Genomic DNA, 25,957 nt, shown 5'->3' on the forward strand with positions numbered 1-25,957 from the left:
TTATAGATTAAAGTAAAGGTTGGAATCTTCCGGGGCTTCTTCTCTCGAAGCTATCGTGTAACAGCGCAAGGGTGTCACTACGGTTATCTTGTAGTCGGCGAAATCTTCCGACCGTCCGTGCTTTTGGGCGAGGCGGTGCCGGAGCGAGTTCCGCCATTTCGCGACGCACTGCTCGTCCCGCCATTCGGATTTGCTGAGCAGTTTGTTGCCGTTCGCAAGGCTCGCGAAACGTTCCGAGCCGATAAATCCATCCGTCCGGGCCAGTTCCTCCTTCAGAGTCGCCGCTGTCTGCAGGTAATCCTCCATGCGGTCGGTTTTCAGGGTTACTTCGAACAATACGATTACATTTGGCATGGTTTCATCGGTTATGTGTTTGTCGTTCTGCCTTCGATATTCGGCAGGAATCCCGTGATTATCCCCAACAGGGGCAGCAGGGTGCTGATCCGGAAGATGAATTCGATGCTGGTCTTGTCGGCCAGCCAGCCGAAAAAGGCCGAGCCGAGGCCGCCGAGGCCGAACATCAGCCCGAAAAAGATCCCGGCGATCATTCCGACCTTGCCGGGCATCAGGTCGGTGGCGTAGACCAGGATGGCGGAGAATGCCGAGGAGATGACGAGTCCGATGATGACGGCGAGCGCGATCGTGCAGACCAGGTTCGCATAGGGCAGCAGCAGGGTGAAGGGCGCTGCTCCGAGGATGGAGCCCCAGATCACGTATTTACGCCCGAAACGGTCGCCCAGCGGACCGCCGGCGACCGTGCCGACAGCCGATGCCCCGAGGAATGCGAAGAGGCAGTACTGCGACCCCTGCACCGAGATCCCGAATTTATCCATCAGGAAGAATGTGAAGTAGTTGGTCATGCTGGCGATGTAAAAGTATTTCGAGAATACCAGCACGCCCAGGATGCCCAGGGCGAGGCGGATTTTGCGTTTTCCCAGGTGGTGTGCCGGGGCCGCTGCGGCTGCTGCGGGGCGGTTTGCGGTGACGGTGAGGCGAAGTTTATACCAGTTCCCGATTCTCGTGAGGATGAGGATGGCGAGGATCGCGGCCAAAGCGAACCAGCCGATCGAGGCCTGCCCGAAGGGAATGACGACCAGCGCGGCCAGCAGCGGCCCCATGGCGCCCCCGGCGTTGCCGCCGACCTGGAATATCGACTGTGCCAGTCCTTTCCGGCCTCCCGAGGCGAGTTGCGCCACCCGGGAGGATTCGGGGTGGAAGACCGAAGAGCCGCAGCCGATCAGCCCCACCGCCAGCAGGATGGGTACGAAGCCCGGGGCGACGGAGAGGATGAGCAGCCCGACCAGCGTGAAACACATCCCTGCGGCGAGCGAGTAGGGGCGCGGATGGCGGTCTGCATAGAGTCCGATGAAGGGCTGCAGCAGCGACGAGGTCATCTGGAAAACCAGCGTGATGATTCCGATCTGGGCGAACGTGAAGCCGAATTTCTCCTTCAGGAGCGGGTAGACGGCCGGGATCACCGACTGCATCATGTCGTTCAGCAGGTGGGTGATGCTGATCATGAACAGTATCGGGTAGACCGTTCCGGTCTCCGTGAAGCGCCGCAGGCGTGTGTCCGTGGGTTTTGTAAGCGTCTCCATTGCTACGGGCTATGGTTCTTCGAGTATCCGCGTGATCGCCTCCCGGGCGTTCCGCACGTCCCCGGCGAGGATGTATCCGAGTAACTGCCCGTGCGTGGGCTGGGAGGCGAGCAGGCACTCCGTGTCCCTGTATATATTGCTGAACCTCTTTTTCAGATGGGCGGCCGTCGAGCGATACAGCTCGCACAGGATTTCGTTGTGCGTGGCCTCGGCCAGGGCGATGTGGAAGTTGACGTCGGCTTCGATACAGGCCTGCAATGCCCCGGAAGCCGCGGTCGCTCCCCGTTCCGCGAGGTGCTTTTCGAGGACTGCGGCGTCGTGTGCCGTTCGCCGTTCGGCGGCTTTTTCTGCAATCGCGGCTTCCAGTATTTTCCGCACCTCGTCCAGGTCGTGCAGGTCGGCGCGTCCGAGGCGCCGCTCCATCGGTTCGTCCGGCGGCGTGAGGCGTTCGACAAATGTCCCGGCACCCTGCCGTACCTTCAGGAAACCCATGTTGGACAGGATTCTGACCGCTTCGCGTACGGTTGAGCGGCCGACCCCGAAAATCTGCATCAATTCCGGTTCGGGCGGCAGTTTTTCGCCCACCTCGAATTTCCCCGACATGAATTGATCCTGCAACCGCCCGGCCAGCTCTTCGGCCAGCGATTTCTTGCTGAGTTGCATGTTCGAACCGGGTTTCATCATATCATCTGATGTTTTATGCGAAAGTAGGCATTTATTTCGAGCCGACAAAATTTTTCGGGGTATTTTGCGTGCGGAAGAAGGCCCGGCAATTTTTGCACCGGCCGATAGCTGAGAAAAGCGGGTGCAAGTGGCGATTTTTTATGTGCGGCAATTTTTGCATGTTATTGGTGAAGAACGGGGTGTTTTCAGAACGGACAAATATCTAATTTTGTAATAATGAATATAGATGAAGACGATACGAGACTTTTCAGGCCGCTTGAGCCGGGGGAGTTCGGTATCTATACAGAGCTTGACGAATTGCCGGTATCCGGTTGTCCGGTATACCTTATGAAGGGGGTCGGAGGCATCTGCCTGTCGGGTACGGCTACGGTACAGGTTTTCGGCCACCGTTTCCGGATCGTGCGCGGAATGGTGCTTGCTCTGTTTCCCTGGCAGTTGGCTTCCATCAAGGAGGTAAGCGACGATTTCGGGATCAGGTTTTTCCGCATATCGCACGATATGTTTACCGACACCCTCAGCTCCCTGTGGAGACCCAGGCCCGGTTTCTTTTTTTACATGCGCACGCATGTCGCCTCGGAGCCGCGCGAAGAGTATGTCGGGCGGTTCCTGAATTTCTGCGACTTGCTGGCCTACCGCGCCGAAAATGCCCCCGCCATCTGCCGCCGCGAGTCGGTGATGCAGCTTTTGCGGGTGTTCTATTGGGACATCTACGCCATCTATCTCAATGATCCGCAGGCCGAAAAGACAGCCTATACCCACAAGGAGGAACTGGCGTTCCGTTTCATGCAGACGATCGTCGAGGAACATTCTCCCAACAAGGACGTGGCGTATTTCGCCGAGAGGCTCGGGATCACTCCGAAGTACCTGACCAACCTGATGAACGAGATCAGCGGGCAGTCGGCACGGGACTGGATCGTTTACTATACGATCTTCGAAATCAAGGCGCTGCTTCGTGAGTCGGCGATGGACTTGAAGACGATCGTGGCGCGTGTCAATTTCCCCGACCAGTCGACGCTGAGCCGCTTTTTCCGCAGGTACACGGGCATGTCCCCGTCTCAATACCGGAAGAATATTCATTTCTGAACGATAGGCCGGGCCGGAAGCCCGGCTTCTTTTTTTTGTTGGATGCGAGGGCTGAAATGTTTTGTAATATAGTCGTATTTGTTGTGCAATTTGCGTGTATTTCCCCAATAACATGCGATTATCGACCAAATTTGGGTGAAATAAGGTTTCTTTTTACATTTGCCAAGACAGAAATGCGGGCTTCTGCGGAACTTTACTTTCGTGGGGCGGAGTGGTAGGTGCGGATGGCTGTCGGAAAGGGATGTGATTAACCAAATTTTTTTCTCATATGAAAAATTTACGAAACCTGTGCCTGCTGTATGCCCTCGCAGTATGCACCATGTTACCGACAGGCTGTATCGAACGGCCGGATGAAGTTCCCGGCCCGGATGGCACGGCCCAGGGCGGAAATAAATACGATTACGCCACGACGCGGGATGTCCCTCTGAACCTGGACTACGCCCGCAGGGGCAGCAAGGCGCTGTTCGAAATTTATGCGGAGAACCCCGTGGATGCTGGGGACGGCGTGCTTACCCTGAAGCCCGGCGTAAAAGCCCTGCTCAGGGCCTATACCGATAACGACAGTAAATACTCGGGGGTGGTCAACCTCCCGACTGCCGTAAGCAAGGTGTACGTGTATAGCGAATCCTACGGGTTTCCGGCCTGTATCGGGGTCGACGTGACTGCCGGCGGTATTTCGTTCGACGTGCGGCAGCTCTATGAAAAGGCGGCCGGGAAAGTTTCCGGCGCCGTGGTTGCCGACCGAACCGTGACAACCCGCGCCGATGCGGCCAATCCATATAATGTGCAGCAGCTCGGCGACTGGACTTGGGAAGGGAAACCGCTCTATATCCTCGGTACGCTGTTCGGCCAGAAACCCAACCTGAATATCGACCCCGAATATGCGCAGACACCTGCGGGGCTGATGAACCGCATCCAGAACGTGCTGATGCCGGGCGTCGACAATTCGAAATACGCCATGCCTACGGAGGTGGTCAATCTCAATATTGCGAAGGATGCCCATCTGACGCTGGTGTTCGCCGCAGAACTGGCCGGATGGCGCAATGCCATCGGTTATTATTATTATGATACGCAGAACCCTCCCCGGACGCAAGCCGAGTTCGATGCGCTGCCCAAGTACGTGGCCTTCCCCAACTGTACCTCCTTTACGACCAATTTCGACGATCCGGACGATTGGGGCTCGGGCAGCGACGATTGGACGGCGCCCCTGTTTTTCGGCGAACAGCTGCGGCTGACCTATTTCAAGGGAGGCAAGGCCGCCGACATTTTCCCCGCCGGTACGACCGTCGGCTGGTTCATGCTGCCCGATGCGTATGAAATTTCGACCAAGAACTATCCCTATACCGGGAAACTCGACATCACCAGTTCGAAACACCCGGCACGCTATTCGAACAATGAGTTCAATGCGGGAAACGGTCGCTATATGGTCAGCCTCTACGACAAGGTGAGCGGCAAGACCGTGCTCGGCTTCGAGGATGGCGGCGACAACGACTACAAGGACGTGCTCTTCTACGTCGATGCCGATCCTGCCGATGCAATTTATGATCCCGAGCGCCCGACGACCGACCCCGATGACGAGAAATATCCCGACGTGACGGGCGACCCTGTGGTCGGCACGCTGGCATTCGAGGATCTGTGGCCGAGCCAGGGCGATTACGACATGAACGACGTGGTGGTCGGGTACAGCACGACTTTCACGACCGACAAGGACAACCGGATCGTGGCGATCAGGGATGTTTTCACGCCGTTGCACAGCGGCGGTAAGCTCCGGAGCGCCTTCGGCTACCAGCTCGACATTCCCGTAACCGCCGTCAAGGGCGTGAAGGTCGAAAACGGATCTTCGGCGGCCGGCCTCGAAAAGAACCAGGATAAGGCCGTGGTCATACTCTTCGACGACATCGAGCAGGCCGTGGCCCGGGGGCCCGTCACCGTCGAGATCGAACTGGACGGGAGGCTGTCGATGGACAAGGTGACCCGCAAGTCGCTCTACAACCCGTTCATCTGTGTGGGCGACAAAGGCTTTGTTCCCGGGGCCGTCCGCAAGGAAATACACCTGACGAACTATGCTCCCACGTCGCTGGCCGACCCCTATCCTTTCGGCCGCAACGATGACAAGAGCTCGCTCGACAAGGCGGGGAACCCCATCGGGCCGTATTATTATGCGACCTCCGAGTTGTATCCTTTCGCCATCGACCTGCCCGTTACCGATTTCCGGATCCCGGACGAGATGGTAAAGATCGACGTCTTCTATCCCGATTTCGCCGACTGGGTGAAGAGCCGTGGCGAAAAACACAAGGAGTGGTATAAGAAGTCCGTGAAATAGAACCGGTATTGCCGGTTCGGACGGAGCCCCTGCATCGCGGGGGCTTTGTTTGTATCGGGGCTGTCGGAACGATATGTGAAATTATTGTTTTACCTTTGCCGAAAATTGGAGAACCGAATGGCAAAGATTCTTATTATCGACGACGAGGAACAGTTGCGCAAACTGCTGGCACGCATCATCGGGCTGGAAGGTTACGAGGTGGCCGAGGCCGCCGATTGCGCCGAGGGGCTCAGGATGCTCCGCCGCTGCGAACCCGATGTCGTGCTGTGCGATGTCAAACTGCCCGACGGCAACGGTGTCGAGATGGTCGGCCGGATCAAGCAGGCCATGCCTTCGGCCGAGGTCATCCTGCTGACGGCCTACGGCAATATCCCCGACGGCGTGCAGGCCATCAAAAACGGGGCGTTCGATTACATAACCAAGGGCGACGACAACAACAAGATATTGCCGCTGCTGAGCCGTGCCACCGAGAAGGCGCAGATGCAGCGCCGGCTGGCTCGTCTCGAGGACAAACTTTCCGAAGAGCATTCGTTCGACCGCATCATCGGTTCGTCGGAAGCCCTCCGCAGTGCGGTCGCGCTGGCGCGCAAGGTCGCCGTCACGGACACCTCGGTGCTGCTCACGGGTGAAACCGGAACCGGCAAGGAGGTCTTTGCGCAGGCCATCCACCATGCCAGCCCGCGCGCGAAGGGAGCGTTCGTCGCCGTCAACTGTTCGTCTTTCTCCAAGGAACTGCTCGAAAGCGAGCTTTTCGGCCATCGTGCCGGCAGCTTCACGGGTGCCACCAAAGATAAGAAGGGATTGTTCGAGGAGGCCGACAAGGGGACGCTTTTCCTCGACGAGATCGGCGAGATGCCCGTCGAGCTGCAGGCCAAGCTGCTGCGCGTGCTCGAATGCGGCGAGTTCATCAAAATCGGCGAAACCCGCCCGACCAAGGTCGACCTGCGGATCATTGCCGCCACGAACCGCGACCTCGAAAAGGAGATCGCCTCCGGGAATTTCCGCGAAGACCTCTTCTTTCGTCTTTCTGTTTTTCGCATCCACCTGCCGTCGCTGCGCGAGCGGCCGGGCGATATCGCCGAATATGCCCGGTTCTTTGCGGCGCAATTCGCCGACAGGATGGGGCGTCGGATCGACACGATCGACAAAGGGTACATCGCCGCACTGGAACGCCATGCCTGGCACGGCAACGTCCGCGAACTGCGCAACGTCGTGGAGCGCAGCCTGATCATGGCCGAAGGCAATGCCCTTACCGTCGGCTGCCTCTCCCCCGAATTCCATGCCGCGTCGTGCGACGGCTCCGTACCTGACTCGATGGCGCTCGACGCCCTCGAACGGCACCACATCCTCAGGGTACTCGAATACACCAAAGGCAACAAGGCCGAGGCCGCCCGCCTGCTGGGCATCGGCATCGCCACGCTTTACCGCAAGCTGGAAAGTTACGGCATGAAGCCCTGACGCCGGCGCCAGGCGTATCATTCTGAGACGGCCGCCTGTCGCGTATGAACATCGACCTTTTTATTATGTCATGACTATGAAGATACAAGGGAGGCTTACCCTGGGCATCGGCGTGCTGTTCGCCATGATCCTGTTGCTCGGCATCCAGTCGGTCAGCTACGTCCGCCAGCTTTCGCGCGCTACGGGCACCATCCTGGCCGACAACTATAATTCGCTGCAATACGCCGGGGACATGCTCCGGTCGCTGAACGACATCGGCCAGGATTCCGTCTCGCGGCACGCCCTGCGCCAGAGCCTGGCGCTCCAGCAGCAGAACATCACCGAAGTCAGCGAAAAGGAGCTTACGGCGGCCTTGCAGCAGCATGTCGCCAGCCTGAGCGACCCCGTCACCGAGGCCGAGATACAGACCGTGCGTGCCGACCTCTACCGCATTATGGAGGTGAACATGGCGGCTATCCGGGCCAAGAGCTCGCAGGTCGAGGAGCGTGCCGACTATGTCATGTGGTGGCTGATCGTCGTGGCCGCCCTGTGCGCCCTTGTCGCGGGCGCCGTGCTGGTGTGGTTCCCGCGGATGGTGCTGCGCCCGATCGACGAGCTGAAGAAGGGGATCAAGGAGATTGCCAGCCATAATTACGGGAAGCGGCTCGACTTCACGGGCAACCGCGAGTTCGAATCCGTTGCCGAGTCGTTCAACAACATGGCGGCCAAGCTCGACGAATACCGCCGCAGTTCGCTCGACGACCTGATGACGGCCAAGACGCGGATCGAGGCGATCGTCAATTCGCTCCACGAACCGATCATCGGACTCGATCCCCGGAAGACCATCCTCTTCATGAACCGCGAGGCGCTGTCGGTGCTCAACCTGCCTGAGACCGTCATCGGGCGCGATGCCGCCGAGGTGGCGCTTGCCAACGACCTGCTCCGGCGCCTGCTGCGCGAGCTTTACGGCGAGAAGAAGAACGCCGGGCAGGAGCCGCTGAAGATCTATGCCGACAACAAGGAGAGCTATTTCCAGATGGAGGATACGCCGCTCTACATCATGCCGGTCGGCAGCCGGGAGCAACAGTTCGTCGGCAACCTGATCGTCCTGAACAACATCACCAAATACAAGGAGCTGGACTCTGCCAAGACCAATTTCATCTCGACGGTTTCGCACGAGATGAAAACCCCCATCTCGTCGATCCTGATGAGCCTGCAACTGCTCGGCGACAACCGTCTCGGGCAGCTCAACGAAGAACAGAAGCAGCTCGTGGGCAGCATCCGCGAGAGCAGCGACCGCCTGCTCAATATCACGGGCGAATTGCTCAACATGACGCAGGTCGAGTCCGGTAAACTCAGGCTCATGCCCAAGGTCGTGAAGCCTGTCGAACTGATCGACTATGCCGTCAAGGCGACGCAGGTGTTGGCCGAGCGTTTCCGCTGCTTCGTCGAGGTGGAATACCCTGAGAAGATTTCGAAACTGTTCGTCGACAACGAAAAGATCGCATGGGTCATTACCAACCTCCTCTCCAACGCCATCCACCATTCCCCCGAGAATTCGCGCATCATCGTCGGGGCCGTGCAGCATGAAAAGGCGGTCGAGATCTTCGTCCAGGATTTCGGCCGGGGCATTGACCCGCGTTACCATAAGAGCATTTTCGAGCGATATTTCCGCGTGCCGGGTACGAAGGTGCAGGGCAGCGGGTTGGGGCTGGCCATCTCCAAGGAGTTCGTCGAGGCGCACGGCGGCACGATCTCGGTCGAAAGCGGGATCGGCAGGGGAAGCCGCTTTTCGATCCTCTTGCCGGCATAGCATCCTGCCGGAATGCCCCCCCCCGCAGTGCTGGAAGCCGCAGGCGTCGTACCTGCGGCTTCCAGCGTTTTTGTTTATCCGGACGGAAATGTCCGGTCTGGCGGCGGCAGGCGGCTGTCGAAAAGAAATAAAATTCGCATTTTCCCCGGCTTTCTCCGTATTTATTTATTTTGCCTATTTCAGACGGCTAAATACCGTAGAAAAACGCTTGTTTAAAGTAAAAATTATTATCTTTGCAGGAGTACAGCACCAAATAATCATTTCGAATTATGGTCGATTCTTTTTTGGGACAAGCCGAGGAAGGCAACAAAACCGCTCTGCTGAAACTGCAGTTGATCGGACACTACATCATGGGAGGGGATTTCAGTATCACGGATCTGAGCCATGAAATGAACCTGTCGGTGCCGACGATCACCAAACTGGTCAGCGAACTGATCGAAGAGGGCTTCGTGCACGATTTCGGGAAACAGGGCACTGCCGGAGGGCGCCGGCCCAACATCTACGGATTGAACCCTTATGCAGGTTATTTCGTCGGTGTCGACATCAAGAAGGACATCATCACCCTGGCGATCATCAATTTCAAGGGGCAGGTCGTCGACATGCGCGATTGCGTGCCGTTCGTCATGGAAAATTCGGTGCAGGCGCTCGACCGGTTGTGCGACGTGGTCAACGGGTTCATCGCCAAGAGCAAGATCGACCGTGCCAAGATTTTTTCGGTCGGCTTCAACCTCTCGGGGCGGGTCAATTCCAAGACGGGGTACAGTTACAGCTATTTCTTTGTCGAGGAGGAGCCGCTCACGATGCTGCTGGAGAAACGCCTGGGCTGCAAGGTCTATGTCGAGAACGATACCCGGGCGATGACCTACGGGGAGTACATGTGTGGCGTGGGTAACAACGAGGATACGATGATATTCGTCAATGCCAGCTGGGGTTTGGGCGTCGGGCTGGTCATTGACCGCAAACTGTTCTATGGCCGGTCGGGATTCTCGGGCGAGTTCGGGCATTTCCCGCTGCTCGACAACGAGGTGATCTGCCGGTGCGGCAAGCGCGGCTGCCTCGAAACCGGTGCCTCGGGCTCGGCCGTACACCGTATATTCATGGAGAAGCTGGCGCAGAAGCGTGTTTCGATGCTTTCCGACAAGTACAATCGCGGCGAGCAGATCCTGTTGGAGGATATTCTCGAAGCGCTGGGGCAGGAGGACGTGCTTGCCATCGAAGTCATGGAAACCGTCGGGCATACGCTCGGCAAGGCTATGGCCGGGCTCATCAACCTCTTCAATCCCGACCTCATCGTGCTGGGCGGGACGCTGGCCGTGGCCAAGGATTATATCATGTTGCCGCTTAAGAGTGCCATCAATAAATATTCGCTGCAACTCGTGAATAAGGATACTACCATAAAACTCAGTAAGTTGGGTGAAAAAGCCGGGGCCGTGGGCGCCTGTATGCTGAGCCGTAGCAAGATGCTGGGGCTGATGTAGTCCGGAACCAAAAATTAGCTATAAAGAGAAGTCCGTAGCCTTACGGACTTTTTTTTATACCCGTTATTGCCCGATATTACCTGTCGCAAATGTTTTTTTTAGTCGATTAGAATAAAAAAGACTATAATATTACCTCATTGTAAATTTATTTATTATATTTGCATAGAAAAACGATAAAATTTACTTTATTTTATGCAAACTATAAAATCCCGTCTGATATGAAAACTTCGAGTCGAAGGAATTTTCTTAAGAAAGTAGTTGTGACGGCGGCTTCGGCTGTCGCCGTCCCCGGACTGGTCAAGGCAGCTTCGGAGTTGGGTGCAGAAGGGATGGACGATGCCCTGGCCGCATCCGCTCCGGGGCACGGCGGGCTGATCGTCCCAAAGGGGGAAGGGTTGCGCATCACGGGTACGTTCCTCGACGAAATTTCGCACGACATCCCGCACCAGAACTGGGGCGAGAAGGAGTGGGACGCCGATTTTCGCCATATGAAGTCGATCGGCATCGACACGGTGATCGGGATTCGCTCGGGCTACCGCAAGTTCATCACCTACCCTTCGCCCTACCTGCTCAAAAAAGGGTGTTACATGCCGTCGGTCGACCTGCTCGACCTGTTCCTGCGCCTGGCCGGCAAGTACGGCATGAAGTTCTACTTCGGGCTTTACGACTCGGGCGAATACTGGGACACGGGCGACATGTCGCATGAGGTCGAACATAACAAATATGTAATCGACGAGGTGTGGAACATGTACGGCCGCAAATACGAGAGTTTCGGCGGCTGGTACCTGAGTGGCGAGATCAGCCGTGCCACCAAGGGTGCCATCGGGACGTTCCATGCCCTGGGCAAACAGTGCAAGGAGGTTTCGGGCGGGCTGCCCACCTTCATCTCGCCGTGGATCGACGGCAAGAAGGCCGTGATGGCCAGCGGGAGCAAACTGACCAAGGAGCAGGCTGTTTCCGTCGAGCAGCACGAACGCGAATGGGACGAGATATTCGACGGGATTCACGATGTGGTGGATGCCTGTGCGTTTCAGGACGGGCATATCGACTACGACGAGCTGGACGCGTTCTTCGCGGTCAACAAACGCTTGGCCGACAAGTACGGCATGCAATGCTGGACCAACGCCGAGTCGTTCGACCGCGACATGCCCATCAAATTCCTGCCCATCAAGTTCGACAAGCTGCGCATGAAGCTCGAAGCCGCCATGCGTGCGGGCTACGACAAGGCCATCACGTTCGAATTTTCGCATTTCATGAGCCCCCAGTCGGCATACCTGCAGGCGGGACATCTCTTCGACCGTTACAAGGAATACTTTAACATCCGTTAGCCGATGAAATCACAGACGAATACGGGATATGTGGCATTCCTGTCACTGGTAGCCGCCATAGGCGGGATTTTGTTCGGGTACGACACGGCGGTCATTTCGGGTACGATATCCGGTGTGGCCTCGCAGTTCTCGCTGGACGCCATGCAGCAGGGATGGTTCGTCGGGTGTGCGCTCGTCGGTTCGATCGGCGGCGTGGCCGTGGCCGGAGTGCTGAGCGACCGTTTCGGGCGCAAGCTGACGATGTTGCTGTCGGCCGTGCTGTTCACCGTTTCGGCCGTCGGCTGTGCCGTCAGTGCCGACTTCATCCAACTGGTCGTTTATCGCATCGTGGGCGGTGTGGGCATCGGCGTGGTGTCGATCGTTTCGCCGATGTATATTTCCGAGGTCGCCGTGGCGCGCTGGCGCGGGACACTCGTGTCGCTTTACCAGCTGGCCATCACGGTCGGGTTCCTGGCGGCCTACCTCGTGAACTTCCAGATACTCAAATCGGCCGAAACGGCCGCCTACGCCTCCCCGTGGATGCAGAAGATATGGGTTACGGAGTTGTGGCGCGGCATGTTCGGTGCCGAAACGCTGCCTGCGCTGCTCTTCTTCACCGTTATATTCTTCATTCCCGAAAGCCCCCGCTGGCTCGTGCTGCGCGGCCGCGACGTGCGGGCGCATGCCGTGTTGCAGCGCATCTACCGTTCGTCGGAAGCCGCCGACGAGGAGATCGCTGCCGTACACGGCACGGCTTCCGCCTCGTCGAAGTCCGAATGGCGCGTGCTGTTCGAGCCGGGTATCCGCAAGGCGGTCGTCATAGGCGTTTTCATCGCCATCCTGGGGCAGTTCATGGGCGTGAACGCCGTGCTGTACTACGGCCCGACGATCTTCGAAAATGCAGGGCTGTCGAGCGGCGATTCGCTCTTCTCGCAGGTGCTCGTGGGTGTGGTCAACATGCTGACCTCGGTGCTGGCGCTTGTCATCATCGACCGCGTGGGACGCAAACAACTGGTCTACTGGGGTGTGTCGGGCATGATCGTTTCGCTGCTCTGCATCGGGTTCTATTTTATGTGCGGCGCGGCGCTGGGATTGCCCAGCGTATTCCTGCTGGTGTTCTTCCTGGCCTATATTTTCTGCTGCGCCGTTTCTATCTGCGCCGTGGTGTGGGTGCTGCTCTCGGAGATGTACCCCACCCGGGTGCGCGGGCTGGCGATGTCGATCGCCGGGCTTGCGCTGTGGGTGGGCACCTACCTCATCGGGCAGCTGACGCCGTGGATGCTCGAAAACCTTACGCCCGCCGGCACGTTCTTCCTCTTCGCGGCGATGTGCGTCCCCTATATGTTGATTATCTGGCGTGCCGTTCCCGAAACCACGGGGCGCTCGCTTGAAGAAATAGAGAAATACTGGCAAAAAAATGAATAACACGAATAATGAATCCGGTGCTGTGCGCATTCAGACCGGAGACCTCCGTCGTCTGGATCACCTCCGGGACATCAATTTAACAACCGACACTATGGATTTTCAGAAACTGGCCGGCGAGTATAAGTCGGAGCTGCTGGACAGCGTCCTGCCGTTTTGGCTCGAACACTCCCAGGATAAACAATACGGGGGGTATTTCACCTGCCTCGAACGCGACGGCAGCGTCTACGACACCGACAAGTTCATCTGGCTGCAAGGCCGCGAGGTGTGGCTTTTCTCGATGCTCTATAACAAGGTGGCGAAACGCCCCGAGTGGCTTGAGTGTGCTTTGCAGGGGGCGGAGTTCCTGAAGAAATACGGCCATGACGGCAATTACAACTGGTATTTCTCGCTCACGCGCAACGGCCGGCCGCTGGTCGACCCTTACAACATTTTCTCGTATACGTTCGCCACGATGGCCTTCGCGCAGCTGGCCATCGCCTCGGGCGACACCGGGTATGCCGCCATCGCCAAAAAAACTTTCGACCGGGTGCTCGAGAAGCGTTCGAACCCCAAGGGCAAGTGGTGCAAGGCACATCCGGGGACGCGTCCGATCAAGGATTTCGCGCTGCCGATGATCCTGTGCAACTTGTCGCTCGAAATCGAGCAGCTCATCGACAAGCAACTCATCGACCAAACGATCGAAACATGCCTGCACGAGGTGATGGAGGTCTTTTACCAGAAAGACCTCGGGCTTATCGTCGAGAATGTCTCGGCGGAAGACAATTCGCTGGTCGACTCCTTCGAGGGACGCTCGGTCAACCCGGGGCATTCGCTCGAGGCGATGTGGTTCATCATGGACTTGGGTAAGCGGCTCGGTCGTCCCGAACTGATCGACAAAGCCGTGAAGATCGCGCTTTCGACCATCGAATACGGCTGGGACAAGCAATACGGCGGCATATTCTATTTCATGGATCGTCTCGGGCGTCCGCAGCAGCAGCTCGAATGGGATCAGAAACTGTGGTGGGTGCATATCGAATCCGCGATCACGATGATCAAGGCTTACCAGTTGACGGGCAACAAGGAGTGCCTCGCGTGGTTCCAGAAACTGCACGATTACATGTGGACGCACTTCAAAGATCCGAAATATCCCGAATGGTTCGGTTACCTCAACCGCCGCGGGGAGGTACTCCTCCCGCTCAAGGGCGGCAAGTGGAAGGGCTGTTTCCATGTTCCGCGCGGACTTTACCAGATATGGCAGATCCTCGAACAATGCAAATAGGCGGCTCGTTCCCGATGCCTGATAAACGATTTGCCGGCCTCAAACGGTGCCGTGATATTTAAAAGAAACGAAACAAGCATGACACGTATAGGATTCTTACTTTCGGCGGTATTGTCCCTCGCAATCGGGCACGTACGTCCCGCACAAGCCAAAACGATACGCCGCACGGTCGACGTGCTGGTTATCGGCGGCACGACCTCGGGCACTTCGGCGGCCATCGCCGCGGCGCGTCAGGGGGCGGCCACGCTGGTCGTCGAACCCACGCCCATGCTCGGGGGGATGTTCTCGGCGCAGGGCGTCCCGGCTGCCGACGGTAACCACCACCTGCCCTCGGGGCTGTGGAACGAATTTCGCGAGGCTCTGCGCGCCCATTACGGCGGGGCCGAAGCGCTTGCCACGGGCTGGGTGAGCAACACGCTCTTCGAGCCCCATGTGGCGGACAGCATCTTCAGGGCGATGGCTGCGGCCGAGCCGCGGCTCGAAGTCCTGCACGGGTATGTGCTCGATAAGGTATACAAGCGCGGCAACTGCGTGACGGGCGCCCGTTTCTCGCGTAGCGGGGGCGACAGGCTCGAGGTCTCGGCTCGTATTACGGTCGATGCCACCGACCTGGGCGATGCGCTGCCCATGAGCGGTACGCCCTACCGCATCGGCATGGACGCCCGTGCCGATACGGGCGAGGCGCTGGCGCCTGCCGAGGCGAACGACATCGTGCAAGACCTGACTTTCGTCGCCATCCTCAAGGATTACGGCAAGGGTGCCGACAAGACCATCCCCCGCCCCGAAGGGTACGATCCTGCGGAGTTCGCTGCGGCCTGCCAGACCGCTGCGGGGCAGCCGATCCCGGCGGAGGTGATGCTCAACTACGGCCGCCTGCCCAATGGCAAATACATGCTCAACTGGCCGGTCAACGGCAACGACGTCTACATGAATATCGTCGAGGTGCCCTATGCCCGGCGTGACGCCGCGCTGCGCCCCGCCCGCGAGAAGACCCTGCGGTTCATCTACTATATCCAGCACGAACTGGGTTTCAGCCACCTGGGGATCGCCGATGACGAGTTCGGCACCGCAGACGGATTGGCATACCTGCCTTACCACCGCGAGGGGCGGCGCCTGGACGGGGTGATCCGCTTGACGCTCGATGACGTGGCGGATCGTTACGGCCGCCCGTCGGCACTTTACCGTACCGGCATTTCGGTCGGCGACTATCCCGTCGACCACCACCACGATTGCCGTCCTCAGATCGGGAAGATACCCTTCCCGCCCGTGCCGTCGTTTTCGGTGCCGATGGGGGTGATGATCCCTGCCGGGACGGACAACCTGGTGGTTTCGGACAAGGCCATATCGGTTTCGAACCTTATCAACGGTTCGACGCGCCTGCAGCCGGTAGTCTTGCTCACGGGACAGGCGGCAGGGACGTTGGCGGCCATCGCCGCCCGGGAAGGGTGTACGCCCCGCGAAGTCCCGGTGCGCAGGTTGCAGGCCGCCCTGCTGGCGCAGAATGCGTATATCGCGCCGTTGTACGACGTGAAACCCGACGACCCCGACTTCGCGATGTTGCAGCGCATCGCAGCGACGGGCATCCTGCGTATGACGGGCGAGCCGTTCCAGTGGGCGAACCGCACGTGGTTCTATCCCGAGCGCGGGATCTCCGTCGGTGAGTTCAGCCGCGGCCTGCACGACTATGCGCCGCAGGTCGAAGTGTCCGACGACCCCGCGCCGCTTACGGCGGCGTCGGCTGCCGCCATGCTCCGCAAGGCCGGCGCTGCCGTCGCTGCCGACGGTACGGAGCCCCTGACGCGGCGTGAAGCGGCGCGGATGACGGACGAAGCGCTGCATCCGTTCGACCGCGACATTGATTTCGAAGGAAACTTGATAAAATAACGAACCATGAAGAAACTCATCCTCCTGCTGCTGGCCTCTGCCGTCGCGACGACCGCAGCCGCACAGGCGCAGCGCGATACGCTGACCTTCAACAACGACTATTATTTCTCCAAGCGCAATGTCGAGGAACTGGTGCCGGTCACCGGGCAAAATATCGTGATGCTGGGCAACAGCCTTACCGAACGAGGTTTCTGGGCGGAGTATTTCCAGGGGAAACGCGTGCTCAACCGCGGCATCGGCGGCGACTGCATATCGGGCATGATCAACCGCGTGCAGCCGATCGTCGACGGACGACCGAAGGCCATCTTCATCATGGGTGGTGCCAACGACCTGCTTTTCTCGAAGATTTCGAACGAGAAACTCTTGCAGCAGTACGAACGCCTGCTGGACATCATTGCCCGGGAGACACCCCGCACGAAGGTCTATATCCAGAGCCTGCTGCCGCTCAACGAGGCGCATAACGAAACTTTTATGAAAGGCAAGAATGCCCGTTTCGCCGAGTTCAACGCACTGCTGCGTGCGATGGCCGAACGCCGCGGGCTGACCTTCATCGACATCTGGAGCGCTATGCAGCGCAACGGGGAACTGCCCGAAGAGTACACGTTCGACGGCATCCACCTCAAGGCGGCGGGTTATGCCGTGTGGATCGAGAAAATCAGGCCCTACGTCAAATAAGCTGCCCGGATGAAACGTCTGTTTTTCGCGCTGGCATTGTGCGCGGCGTCGGGGGCCTGCATGGCCGGCGGCGACATGCGCTTCTATGAAGCCTGTTCGGACAAAATCCGCTTTACCGGCCGCGCCGCCGAAAATGGCGACGGCAGCCTGTCGTTCGACTGGAGCGGTTGTCATTTCACGTTCCGTTTCGACGGCAGTCGCTGTGCGATGCGTGCGGCGGATACCGGGCGTAACTACTACAACGTATTCGTCGACGGGCGCCTGTACGGTAAGGCGACCGTCGAGGGAGCCTCGTCGTGCGTGCCCCTCGCCGAAGGGCTTGCGCCGGGGCCGCATACCGTGACGGTGCAGAAACGCACCGAAGCCGAGCAGGGGCGCACGACGCTCTACGGCATCGAGGCCGACGGTGCCCTGCTCGACCTGCCGCCCGCCCCGTCGCGGCTGATCGAGTTCATCGGCGACTCGCACACGTGCGGCTACGGTACCGAGGGGAAAACCGCCTCGGAGCCTTTCACCCCCGAGACCGAGAACTGCGACCTGGCATGGGGCTGCATCGTGGCGCGCTGTTTCGATGCCGATTACGTGCTCACGGCCCATTCGGGGCAGGGCGTTGTCCGTAACTGGGGCGACGTGAAGCAGACGTCGGACGTCACCATGCGCCAGCGCATCCTGCGGACGTTCGACATGACCGACTCGCCGCGGTGGGATTTCCGGGGCTACAAGCCCGATATCGTGGTGATAAAACTGGGCACGAACGATTGCAGCACGGGCATTACACCCTCCGAGGCCGCCTTCGGCAAGGCTTTCCGTGAGCTTTACGGCGCCCTGCGCGAACATTACGGCTCCGTGCCGATCCTTTACGTCATCCCCGACGGTGCGGAGGCGTTCTATCCCTATATGCAGTCCGTCATGGCCGGCCTGGAGGACGGCGACCTGCATTGCGTCATGCATTTTACGGGCATCACCAACCAGGACGGCGACCTGGGGGCCGGGTACCATCCCAACCACCGCGGACACCGGAAGTTCGCCGCTGCGGTCATCCCCTACATCTCGACGATCATGGGGTGGGAGATGCCGATGGAGGTCATTCAATAGCTGCTGAAACGATGAAAAAACTGTTTTTTACCGTCCTTGCCCTTGCGGGTTTGCTCTGCGCCGCTGCGCAAACCCAGGACTGGGCGAACTTCGGCCGCTTCGAGCAGGCCAACGGCCAGGTGCGCAATCCGAAGGTCGTCCTCATGGGCAACTCGATCACCGAACTGTGGATCAAGACGCATCCCGACTTTTTCGCCGCCCGCGGTTATGTGAGCCGCGGCATCAGCGGGCAGACCACCTCGCAGATGCTCGTACGCTTCCGGGCCGACGTGCTGGACTTGCACCCGCAGGTGGTCGTCATCTGCGGCGGGACGAACGACATAGCGCAAAATACCGGTTACATATCGCTGCCGCATATCCTGGGCAACCTCGTGTCGATGGTCGAGCTGGCACGTGCCAACGGCATCGCCCCCGTGCTGTGCTCGTTGTTGCCCGCGCGTGAATTCGGCTGGCGCAAGGAGCTTGAACCCGCGCCCCGGATCATCGAGCTGAACGCCATGATCCGCGAGTACGCCCGCAGGGAGAATGTCCCCTATGTGGATTACCACGCGGCGATGTCCGAACCGGACGGAGGCATGGTAGCGGCCTATACCTACGACGAAGTCCATCCCACGGCCGCGGGGTACGACGTGATGAAGAAGATTCTGCCGCCCGTCGTCGACGCGGTGCTGAAGAATCCGAAACGGTATCGGCGGCGTTAATAGCAGGCAGGGGCAGAATTATAAGAGGACCGGGGAATGCTTATTTCCCCGGCCCTCTTATTCTTGCAGGCAGATCGCAGCGGCCTTCCGTTATTTTGCCCCCGTGACCTTATTCCCGGAGCAGCAATACACAGCTGCCCGGTGCGTCGGCCTTTATCTTCAGTTTATTCCGTCCGGCGGCCGAAATGCGGATGCCGCCGTTCTGTTCGGCCGTTCCGAAATGCCGCAGGTCGAGGTATCCGGGCAGTGCCAGCGTCCTCTTGCAAGCCCGCTTGCAGTCGATGAAAACGGCCGTATGTCCCCCGGCGCTGCCTTCGTAGCACAACAGGTCGGCATCGTCGGCGATGGGCGTCTCGAACCAGGTGTAGACACCCCGCCAACAGGTCTTGTCACCGTTCTTGATCCGTTTGTTCCCGATGAGCTTATGGTAGCTCTTGCCGTAGGGCGCATAGATGAAGATGTCGTCCTGCCCGTCCAGCAGCGCGTGGTCTCCCAGCCCGTCGGGCAGCAGCCAGGTCGATTGGTACCCCTGTCTGTTCTTTTCGACGTAGCGCCGGAAAAGGGGGTGCTCCTGTTTGGTGAACGTCGATGCCTTCGCCACTTCCGTCCAGTCCGTGTAGGCCCCGCCCGGGGTGAGTACGTGCGTCTCGCCTTCGAACATCGACTGCATCCCGTAATAGATGGCGATGGCCACGGGCGTGGCGTTGCAGAACCGGTGCGAGGCCGCGACCTCGATGTTGTTGCGGCGGACAGTGTATGTCACCGATTCCCGGCACAGGGAGTCGCGCAGTTCGTCGCCGCCCGCGGTGTTCCGGTAGGGGCGTGTCGGGTCGAGGATTACGTTTTCGGCCTCGACCGTCACCCGATTTGCCCATAGTGTCGTGTCGCCCTCGATGCGGTTGCCGTCGGCTAGCAGGGTGTAACCCTCGCTGCGTGCCGTGCGCGCCGTGCGTTCCCTGTATTTGTGGTTGCCCCCGCACCACCCGCATCCGGGGATGGCGAAAGGCCCGATGTTGTCGCTGTACGTCGAGTTGAGCAGGACGGCGGGTTCGGCCTCGGGCTGCGTGGTGGGAAGCGCCGTCCTGTTGCGCGTGATGCCTACGCGGTAGAACGTGTAGAGCTCGTTGAACATGCACCGCCTGAACCAATAGGTGATATCCGTCCGTTCGTCCAGCTTGGCCGAAATATAGAGGTCGCCGCCCTGGCGTTTGACATACATCGCTTCGGAATAGGGGCGGTCGCATCCTTTTTCCTTGCCGCGCTTGGAGGCATCCTTGCCGGTACAGAGCGCCGTTGTGGGCGCCATGCTGCCCAGCAACAGCAGGCAGGTCAAGATTCTCAAATGTTTCATCGTTGCGTTTTTATAGGGAAGCGATGCATCCGGGCGCGTCCCGGGTGCATCGCCTGTATACCGGGGTATCCGATGCCCGGCCCGCTTACTTGCGGGTGAGCTTCAGGAAGAGGTCGGGACGGTCTGTGGTGATGAAGTCGACCCGGTTTTCGATGGCCCATATCATGTCGGCCGGGTTGTTTACCGTCCAGACGTTCGAGGCCATCTTCAACGCCTTGATGTCGTTGAGCCACGTCGGGTTGTTCAGGTATACGCCGTAGTTGAAATCGCAGCCCGTCAGCCCCATCGCCTTCAGGTCTTTGGGCAACGTGCCGCCTCCCAGGTACATCAGCTGCGTCTTTGCGGGGGCCAGCCGTGCCAGCTCTTTCATTATGTGGAGTGAGAACGAGATGTAGGTCACGCGTTTCGAAAGCCCGTACCGGCCGACCATCTTCACCACGGCCTCGGCCGCTGCGGTTTCCGCCTCGGGGGTGGCGTGGGGCTTGAGTTCCAGAACGAGGTGTACCTTCGTATCCTTAGCGGCCTCGAGGTATTGCGCCAGCGTGGGCATCGGCTCCCCGTTTTCGAGCTTGAGCGTCGTCAGCACGGTCGAAGGGGTGCTCTGTACCTCGTATCCGTCGTGCCAGCCGTCGTGGTTGAGCACCGGAACGCCGTCCGAGGCCATCCATACGTCAAATTCCACGCCGTACACGCCCAGCTGGTCGGCCTTGAGGAGCGAGGCGATCGAATTCTGTGCCGAGCCGTCGGTGTGCCAGAAGCCCCGGTGTGCGACCACGCGGGTCTTGTTCTTCATCGGGATGCCGTATTTCAGGTAGCGGCGTGCCTGGATGATCCGGGCCAGGCGATCCATCAGGGCCTTGTCTTTCGGGTTGTCCGACTCGTTGAGGGTCAGTACGCCGCGGTTCCCGCAGTAGTAGGCAACGGCCGAAGAGTTGAAGACGTCGTTCTTTTCGAAGTGGTTGATATAGGCCGCCATCCGGTCGTGCGACGAGTTGGGGATCGCCGCCGTGGCCTTCTCGTCGAATTCGAACTCCATGGCCATCCCGTGGCGGCGGGCCGTGGCACAGGCCTCGTCGAGGCGGCTGTCGGGGATCGAGTGGTTGAAGAAGTGGTTGGGCTGCTGGTAGGCCACGTCGAAGCCCAGGCGTTTCCACTCCTCATGGCCTTTGGCCTGCCAGTAGGGAATCCAGTAGAAAAGCTTGCCTTCGGAGTGGATGTATTCGCTCAGCGGAATGGTGAGCTCCGCGCAGTGGTGGGTGTCCTCAGCGACCCAGTAGAAGCCCGAGAGTTCCAGGTGCTTGTATTTGGCGGCCTTGAAACGTTCGACCAGCTCCCCGATGTACCATTTGGTCGCGGCGATCTGATCCTCCTCTTTCGAGAAATCCATCTCCCGGCCGTCAATCTCGCCCCAGTCCTTCTGGCCGCGGATCGCTTCGGGAAGCCCCAGTACGATTTGATGCCTGAAGGCGGGCTTTCCGAGCTCTTTTATCTCCTGTCCGATGCACCGGTCGAGTGCCGAAAGCGACTTGCCCTGCTCGAAAATCCGATCCAGCAGCCACTCCCATTCTGTCCTGCGGGCGTTGAGTTTCTCGTAGCCCACGGTGTAGTTGCGTCCCGAGCCGTCCTTGAACTCGAGGAACAGGAAGCCGTCGAAGAGCCAGTCTTTCGAGCCGTCGGCAAACCGGTGTACGACATAGGGCCGGAATTCATCGACCGTCCAGTCCAGCCGGTGGCTGCCGCCCTGGTAGATCAGGGCCAGATCCTGAATTTCGGTCGTCCGGTATCCCTGCTCGGCGGCGGGTTTGCCGGACGCGGCCGTTCTTTGCCGCAGCGGGTTGTCGATCACGAACCGGCAGAATTCATGGAACAGTTCCTTGTCCTTTGCCGCCGTCGACGCCCACAAGTCGTAAAAACGATTGGTGCCGTGGTAATAGCTCAGCGGCTTACGTCCGTATACGCCGTGTTTTTTTGCACCTTCCATATACTCGCGGAATCTTTTTTTGTAAACCTCGGAGTTCTGCTCCCCCTCGAGGATGTTCTCGTCGAATTCGAATTCCATCGCCAGGTCGTAGGCCTTGATGTCGGAGAAATAGCGAGACAGCGGCCTTACGCCCTTGTCGTCCCAATAGTGGTTGGGCTGCATATAGGCGTAGTCGATGCCCATCTCCTTCCATTTGGTGTAGCCTGCGGCACGGTTGTAGGGTATCCAGCAGAAACTCTGGTTGATCGCATGCAGGTATTCCGCAACCTGGGGGATGACCTCTTCCGACTTTTTCAGTTCGTGGCAGTAGCCGTCGCCCGGCGTCACGATCTCTTCGGAGATGGGGTAGAACCCCGCCAGTTCGACATACTGGTAATTTTCTTCGTCGAAGCGCCTGCGCACCTGGTCGATATACCATTTGCAGGCCGCAACGCGGTCGGCGCCCTTGGCGAAATCCATCTGCCGCCCGCCGAGCGAACCCCAGTAGGTCGTCGACTCGTTCGTGTCGTCGTACTTCCGGTAGATGATCGGGTCGGGCATTACCATGACTACCTTGCGCTTGGCCGGGGGTGTGCCCAGCCGCTGTGAAGCCTCCTTTACGGCCGCTTCGAGGGCGTTCACGCCGTTGTCGCCGTCGAACCAGTAGTCGATCAGCTCCTTCCACTGCTGTTTGCCGGCCGAAACGCCCTGTCCCCGCAGCACGCCTACCATGTAGGCGTATTTACCGCCGTCGGGGCGGCTGCTGTCCTGGAATTCGAGGCAGAGAAACCCGTCGAAGAGCCAGTGCTCCCTGCCGCTCTCGTCCACATAGGTCACGAACGGGGTGAAACGCTCCTTGTCCCAGCGGTACGGGGTGCGGTGGTGGCTGCCGCCGTAGCACAACACCAGGTCGGTATAGGACGGTATCGCGTCGCGTTCCTGTTCCCAGGCGTACATTTTCGGTTCGGAATCGCGGGTTGCCGGGGCCGCGTCGCCCGTGGGGCCGTTCGCCGCTGTGGCGGGCGTATGGTTTGCGGCCAATGCCGCTAAGAGGGTGCAAAATGCGAAGGTCTTGAGTTTTTTCATCTGTTTACGGATCGTTAATCGTTATTTGCGCATCGGGTTGTCGAGTACGAAGCGGCAGAATTCGTGGTAGAACTCCCTGTCTTTGGCTGCCGTCGATTTCGACAGGTCGTATAAGGCGTTGGTGCCGTGGTAGTAGCTCAGCGGCTTTGTGCCGTAGACATTGTTCAGCCTGGCTCCGGACATGTATTCGCGGAAACGCTTCTTGTAGGTGTCGCAGTCGGCCTTGCCCTCGAGGAGCGCCTCGTCGAACTCGAATTCCATGCCCAGGCCGTTGGCCTTGACGTCGGAGAAGAACTGCGACAGCGGTTTCTGTCCCTCCCAGAAATAGTTGGGCTGCATATAGGCGTAGTCTACGCCCAGCTGCTGCCATTTCTTATACCCTGCGGCGCGGTTGTACGGGATCCAGTTCAGGGATTGGTTGATCGCATGCAGGTATTCCGCAAGCGGAGGGATGATCTCGTCCGATTTTTTCAGTTCGTGGTTCCAGCCGTCGCCCGGCGTGACGAGTTCCTCGGAGATGATGTAGAACCCCGCCAGGTCGATAAACTGGTAGTTGCCCAGGTCGAAACGCCTGCGTACCTCGTCGACATACCACTTGTAGGCCGCGATGCGGTCTTCGGCCGTCGAAAAGTCCATTTTGCGGCCGTTCAGCTCGCCCCAGTAAACCGTGGAGCCGGGGTCGCCCTTGCCATTGCCCTTGCCGTCGTAAACCTTGTAGATAATCGGATCGGGAAGTACCATGATGACCTTGCGTTTGGACGGGGGTGCGCCCAGGCGTGCCGAAGCGTCCTTCACGGCTCCTTCGAGGGCATCCATGCCGCTGCCGCCGGCGAACCAATAGTCGATCAGCTCTTTCCATTGCGTCTTGCCGGCCGAGAATCCGTAGTCCTTCATCAGCCCCACCATGTAGGCGTAATAACCGCCGTCGGGACGGCTGCTGTCCTGGAATTCGATGAACAGGAAACTGTCGAACAGCCAATGTTCCTTGCCCTGTTCGTCCACGTAGCTCACGCTCGGGGCGAAACGCTCCTTGTCCCAGCGGTACGGGGTGCGGTGGTGGCTGCCGCCGTAGCACAGCACCATGTCCGTGTAGGAGAGTATCCCGCTGCGGCTTTGCTCCCACGGGTACATCTGCGGGCCGGGGGCGTCGGTAGTGAACCGGACATGCTGCATCTGGCTGTATTCGCCCGAGTCGTTGCAGGCTACGGCGAAGACCGTGTAGGTCGTCTGCGCCGCCAGGCCGTCGATCTCGACCGTCGTCCCGGTGTATTGCGTGCCGTTCTGGGCGACGCTCTGAGCCGTTTCGGACGTAATGACCCCCGTGGCCTTGTGTATGATTTTGACGGACGAGGCATTCGTATGCCTCATGTTCAGCGTCACGGAGTTGGCGCCCGACGATGCGATCGTCATGCTCAGGGTCGGTTTCGGGCCCCGGGAGGGTTCGTCGTCCCCGTCCCCGCAACCGATGAAGGGCAGGCAGCAGAGAAGCGTGAAAATAATTCGGTAATTCCTCATGGGATGTCAGGTTTTTTTATTTGTTTCCCTTCCCGGTGTGTTGCGTCCGTACCGGGTTGTTTACGACGAAACGGCAGAATTCGTGGAAGAACTCCCTGTCCGTTTCGTCCGTGGAAACCGAGAGGTCGTAGAGGGCGTTGCTCCCCTGGTAATAGGCCAGCGGGCGGGTGCCGTAGATGCCGTGTTTCTTTGCATATTCCATGTATTTACGCATCCGTGCTCGGTATATGTCGCTGTGCGGATCCGCGCTGAGGATCGAAGCCTCGAATTCGAACTCGATGCTCGTCCCGGCACGGTTGATCTTCATGCAGGCGGAATCCAGGTCGTTTTCCGGCTTCCAGTAGTGGTTGGGCTGCATGTAGACCTGGTCGAAGCCGAATTTGCGCCAGTCGTCATGGCCGCGGGCGTCGTAGAACGGAATCCAGCTGAACGTGTAGTTGAGCCGGTGGAGGTAGTCCGCGATCTCGGGGAGCAGGATGTCCGAACGGGTCAGATGGTAGCTGTACTCCGTGTCGTGCGGCTGGGCGGCGATCTCGCGGATCCAGTAGAACCCGGCCAAGTCGATGTATTTGTAATCGCCCTGGGCGAACCGCGCCCGCACCTGGTCGATGTACCACCTGCAGGCCGCTACGCGGTCTTCGTTGCTGTTGAAATCCAACCGGCGCCCGCCGAGTTCTCCCCAGTAGGTCGTCGTGGTGGTCGTGTCGATGTAGTGTCGGTGGATGATCGGATCGGGGATCATCATGATCACGCGGCGTTTGCAGGGCGCTTTGCCCAACCGTGCGGTGGCCTCCTTGACGGCCTGTTCCAGGGCGTCGACACAGTTGCCCTTTGTGAAATAGTAGTCGATCAGCTCCTGCCACTGCTCCTTGCCGGCCGATACGCCCGTGTCGCGCAGCACGCCCGTCATAAACGAGTAGGCGCCGCTGTCGGGGCGGTCGACATCCTGCGATTCCAGGAAGATGAAGCCGTCGAATAGCCATTGTTCCTTCCCGTCGGGGTCGACGTAGGTGACATAGGGGGCGAAGCGCCCCTTGTCCCACAGGAAGGGGTTGCGGTGATGGCTGGCACCGTAGCATAATACGGCATCGGTCGTGGTCGCCGGACTCTTGTGTTTCTTCTCCCACGGGTACAGCTTGTCCTTCGGGCCTGCGGTGCCGCTCGGGAGGGTGAAAACCAAGGCTGTTACCACTGCAATTGCTACTGTAAAAAGTCTGCGAGTCATGTCTTGTCGTTTTTATCCGACCCCGGAGCAGTCTCTTCCGTCCGGGGTCAATATATCCG

19 protein-coding genes are annotated in these 25,957 nt (G+C 59.2%); 12 read left to right on the forward strand and 7 right to left on the reverse strand.

The window, feature by feature from the left end; all coding sequences use genetic code 11:
- The 3 genes from NQ559_RS08125 to NQ559_RS08135 are packed head-to-tail and all read right to left on the reverse strand — an operon-like array spanning position 1 to position 2,282.
- A complete protein-coding gene (locus NQ559_RS08125; protein WP_026318435.1) occupies positions 1 to 354 on the reverse strand; it encodes an antibiotic biosynthesis monooxygenase family protein in 354 nt (117 codons plus the stop codon).
- Between the two features lie 11 nt (positions 355 to 365).
- Entirely contained in the window at positions 366 to 1,598 is a 1,233-nt protein-coding gene (locus NQ559_RS08130; RefSeq protein WP_018696236.1) for an MFS transporter, read from the reverse strand.
- Between the two features lie 9 nt (positions 1,599 to 1,607).
- Positions 1,608 to 2,282 (reverse strand): FadR/GntR family transcriptional regulator, encoded by a 675-nt coding sequence (locus NQ559_RS08135; RefSeq protein ID WP_018696235.1) that lies wholly within the window; start codon positions 2,280 to 2,282, stop codon positions 1,608 to 1,610.
- A 216-nt stretch (positions 2,283 to 2,498) separates the two neighbouring features.
- Between NQ559_RS08135 and NQ559_RS08140 the strand changes: the two genes are divergently transcribed.
- The 12 genes from NQ559_RS08140 to NQ559_RS08195 all read left to right on the forward strand — a co-directional run bounded on the left by NQ559_RS08140 (position 2,499) and on the right by NQ559_RS08195 (position 18,761).
- A complete protein-coding gene (locus NQ559_RS08140) occupies positions 2,499 to 3,365 on the forward strand; it encodes a helix-turn-helix domain-containing protein (RefSeq protein WP_018696234.1) in 867 nt (288 codons plus the stop codon).
- A 268-nt stretch (positions 3,366 to 3,633) separates the two neighbouring features.
- Positions 3,634 to 5,688 (forward strand): LruC domain-containing protein, encoded by a 2,055-nt coding sequence (locus tag NQ559_RS08145; protein ID WP_018696233.1) that lies wholly within the window; start codon positions 3,634 to 3,636, stop codon positions 5,686 to 5,688.
- A 117-nt stretch (positions 5,689 to 5,805) separates the two neighbouring features.
- On the forward strand, positions 5,806 to 7,146 hold the full coding sequence (locus NQ559_RS08150; protein WP_018696232.1) for a sigma-54-dependent transcriptional regulator: 1,341 nt from the start codon (positions 5,806 to 5,808) through the stop codon (positions 7,144 to 7,146).
- Positions 7,147 to 7,222: 76 nt separating this feature from the next.
- A complete protein-coding gene (locus NQ559_RS08155) occupies positions 7,223 to 8,938 on the forward strand; it encodes an ATP-binding protein (protein WP_018696231.1) in 1,716 nt (571 codons plus the stop codon).
- Positions 8,939 to 9,207: 269 nt separating this feature from the next.
- Positions 9,208 to 10,416 carry an ROK family protein gene (locus tag NQ559_RS08160; RefSeq protein WP_018696230.1) on the forward strand — a complete coding sequence of 403 codons (1,209 nt, stop codon included), beginning with the start codon at positions 9,208 to 9,210 and terminating at the stop codon, positions 10,414 to 10,416.
- Positions 10,417 to 10,634: 218 nt separating this feature from the next.
- A complete protein-coding gene (locus tag NQ559_RS08165; protein WP_026318433.1) occupies positions 10,635 to 11,744 on the forward strand; it encodes a DUF4434 domain-containing protein in 1,110 nt (369 codons plus the stop codon).
- 3 nt (positions 11,745 to 11,747) lie between these two features.
- Positions 11,748 to 13,148, forward strand: coding sequence for a sugar porter family MFS transporter (locus NQ559_RS08170; RefSeq protein WP_018696228.1), 1,401 nt, complete (start codon positions 11,748 to 11,750; stop codon positions 13,146 to 13,148).
- A 91-nt stretch (positions 13,149 to 13,239) separates the two neighbouring features.
- Positions 13,240 to 14,406, forward strand: a complete 1,167-nt coding sequence (locus NQ559_RS08175; protein ID WP_018696227.1) for a n-acyl-d-glucosamine 2-epimerase — start codon at positions 13,240 to 13,242, stop codon at positions 14,404 to 14,406.
- A 78-nt stretch (positions 14,407 to 14,484) separates the two neighbouring features.
- Positions 14,485 to 16,290 carry an FAD-dependent oxidoreductase gene (locus tag NQ559_RS08180; RefSeq protein ID WP_018696226.1) on the forward strand — a complete coding sequence of 602 codons (1,806 nt, stop codon included), beginning with the start codon at positions 14,485 to 14,487 and terminating at the stop codon, positions 16,288 to 16,290.
- Between the two features lie 6 nt (positions 16,291 to 16,296).
- The gene (locus NQ559_RS08185; RefSeq protein WP_018696225.1) at positions 16,297 to 16,965 is read left to right on the forward strand and encodes a GDSL-type esterase/lipase family protein; all 669 of its coding nucleotides are present in this window, start codon (positions 16,297 to 16,299) and stop codon (positions 16,963 to 16,965) included.
- 9 nt (positions 16,966 to 16,974) lie between these two features.
- Positions 16,975 to 18,060 (forward strand): SGNH/GDSL hydrolase family protein, encoded by a 1,086-nt coding sequence (locus NQ559_RS08190; protein WP_018696224.1) that lies wholly within the window; start codon positions 16,975 to 16,977, stop codon positions 18,058 to 18,060.
- Positions 18,061 to 18,071: 11 nt separating this feature from the next.
- A complete protein-coding gene (locus NQ559_RS08195) occupies positions 18,072 to 18,761 on the forward strand; it encodes a GDSL-type esterase/lipase family protein (RefSeq protein WP_018696223.1) in 690 nt (229 codons plus the stop codon).
- A 109-nt stretch (positions 18,762 to 18,870) separates the two neighbouring features.
- Here NQ559_RS08195 and NQ559_RS08200 read toward each other — a convergent pair whose 3' ends face one another.
- The 4 genes from NQ559_RS08200 to NQ559_RS08215 form a co-directional block, all read right to left on the reverse strand.
- Positions 18,871 to 20,112, reverse strand: a complete 1,242-nt coding sequence (locus tag NQ559_RS08200; protein WP_026318432.1) for a hypothetical protein — start codon at positions 20,110 to 20,112, stop codon at positions 18,871 to 18,873.
- An 85-nt stretch (positions 20,113 to 20,197) separates the two neighbouring features.
- The gene (locus NQ559_RS08205; RefSeq protein ID WP_018696221.1) at positions 20,198 to 23,158 is read right to left on the reverse strand and encodes a DUF4855 domain-containing protein; all 2,961 of its coding nucleotides are present in this window, start codon (positions 23,156 to 23,158) and stop codon (positions 20,198 to 20,200) included.
- A gap of 21 nt (positions 23,159 to 23,179) precedes the next feature.
- On the reverse strand, positions 23,180 to 24,673 hold the full coding sequence (locus tag NQ559_RS08210) for a DUF4855 domain-containing protein (protein ID WP_018696220.1): 1,494 nt from the start codon (positions 24,671 to 24,673) through the stop codon (positions 23,180 to 23,182).
- 16 nt (positions 24,674 to 24,689) lie between these two features.
- Positions 24,690 to 25,898: a DUF4855 domain-containing protein gene (locus NQ559_RS08215; protein WP_154654033.1), complete on the reverse strand. Its 1,209-nt coding sequence runs from the start codon at positions 25,896 to 25,898 to the stop codon at positions 24,690 to 24,692.
- Positions 25,899 to 25,957 lie beyond the last annotated feature (59 nt).

This window comes from Alistipes onderdonkii, assembly GCF_025145285.1.
In the GTDB taxonomy this organism is placed as follows: Bacteria; Bacteroidota; Bacteroidia; order Bacteroidales; family Rikenellaceae; genus Alistipes; species Alistipes onderdonkii.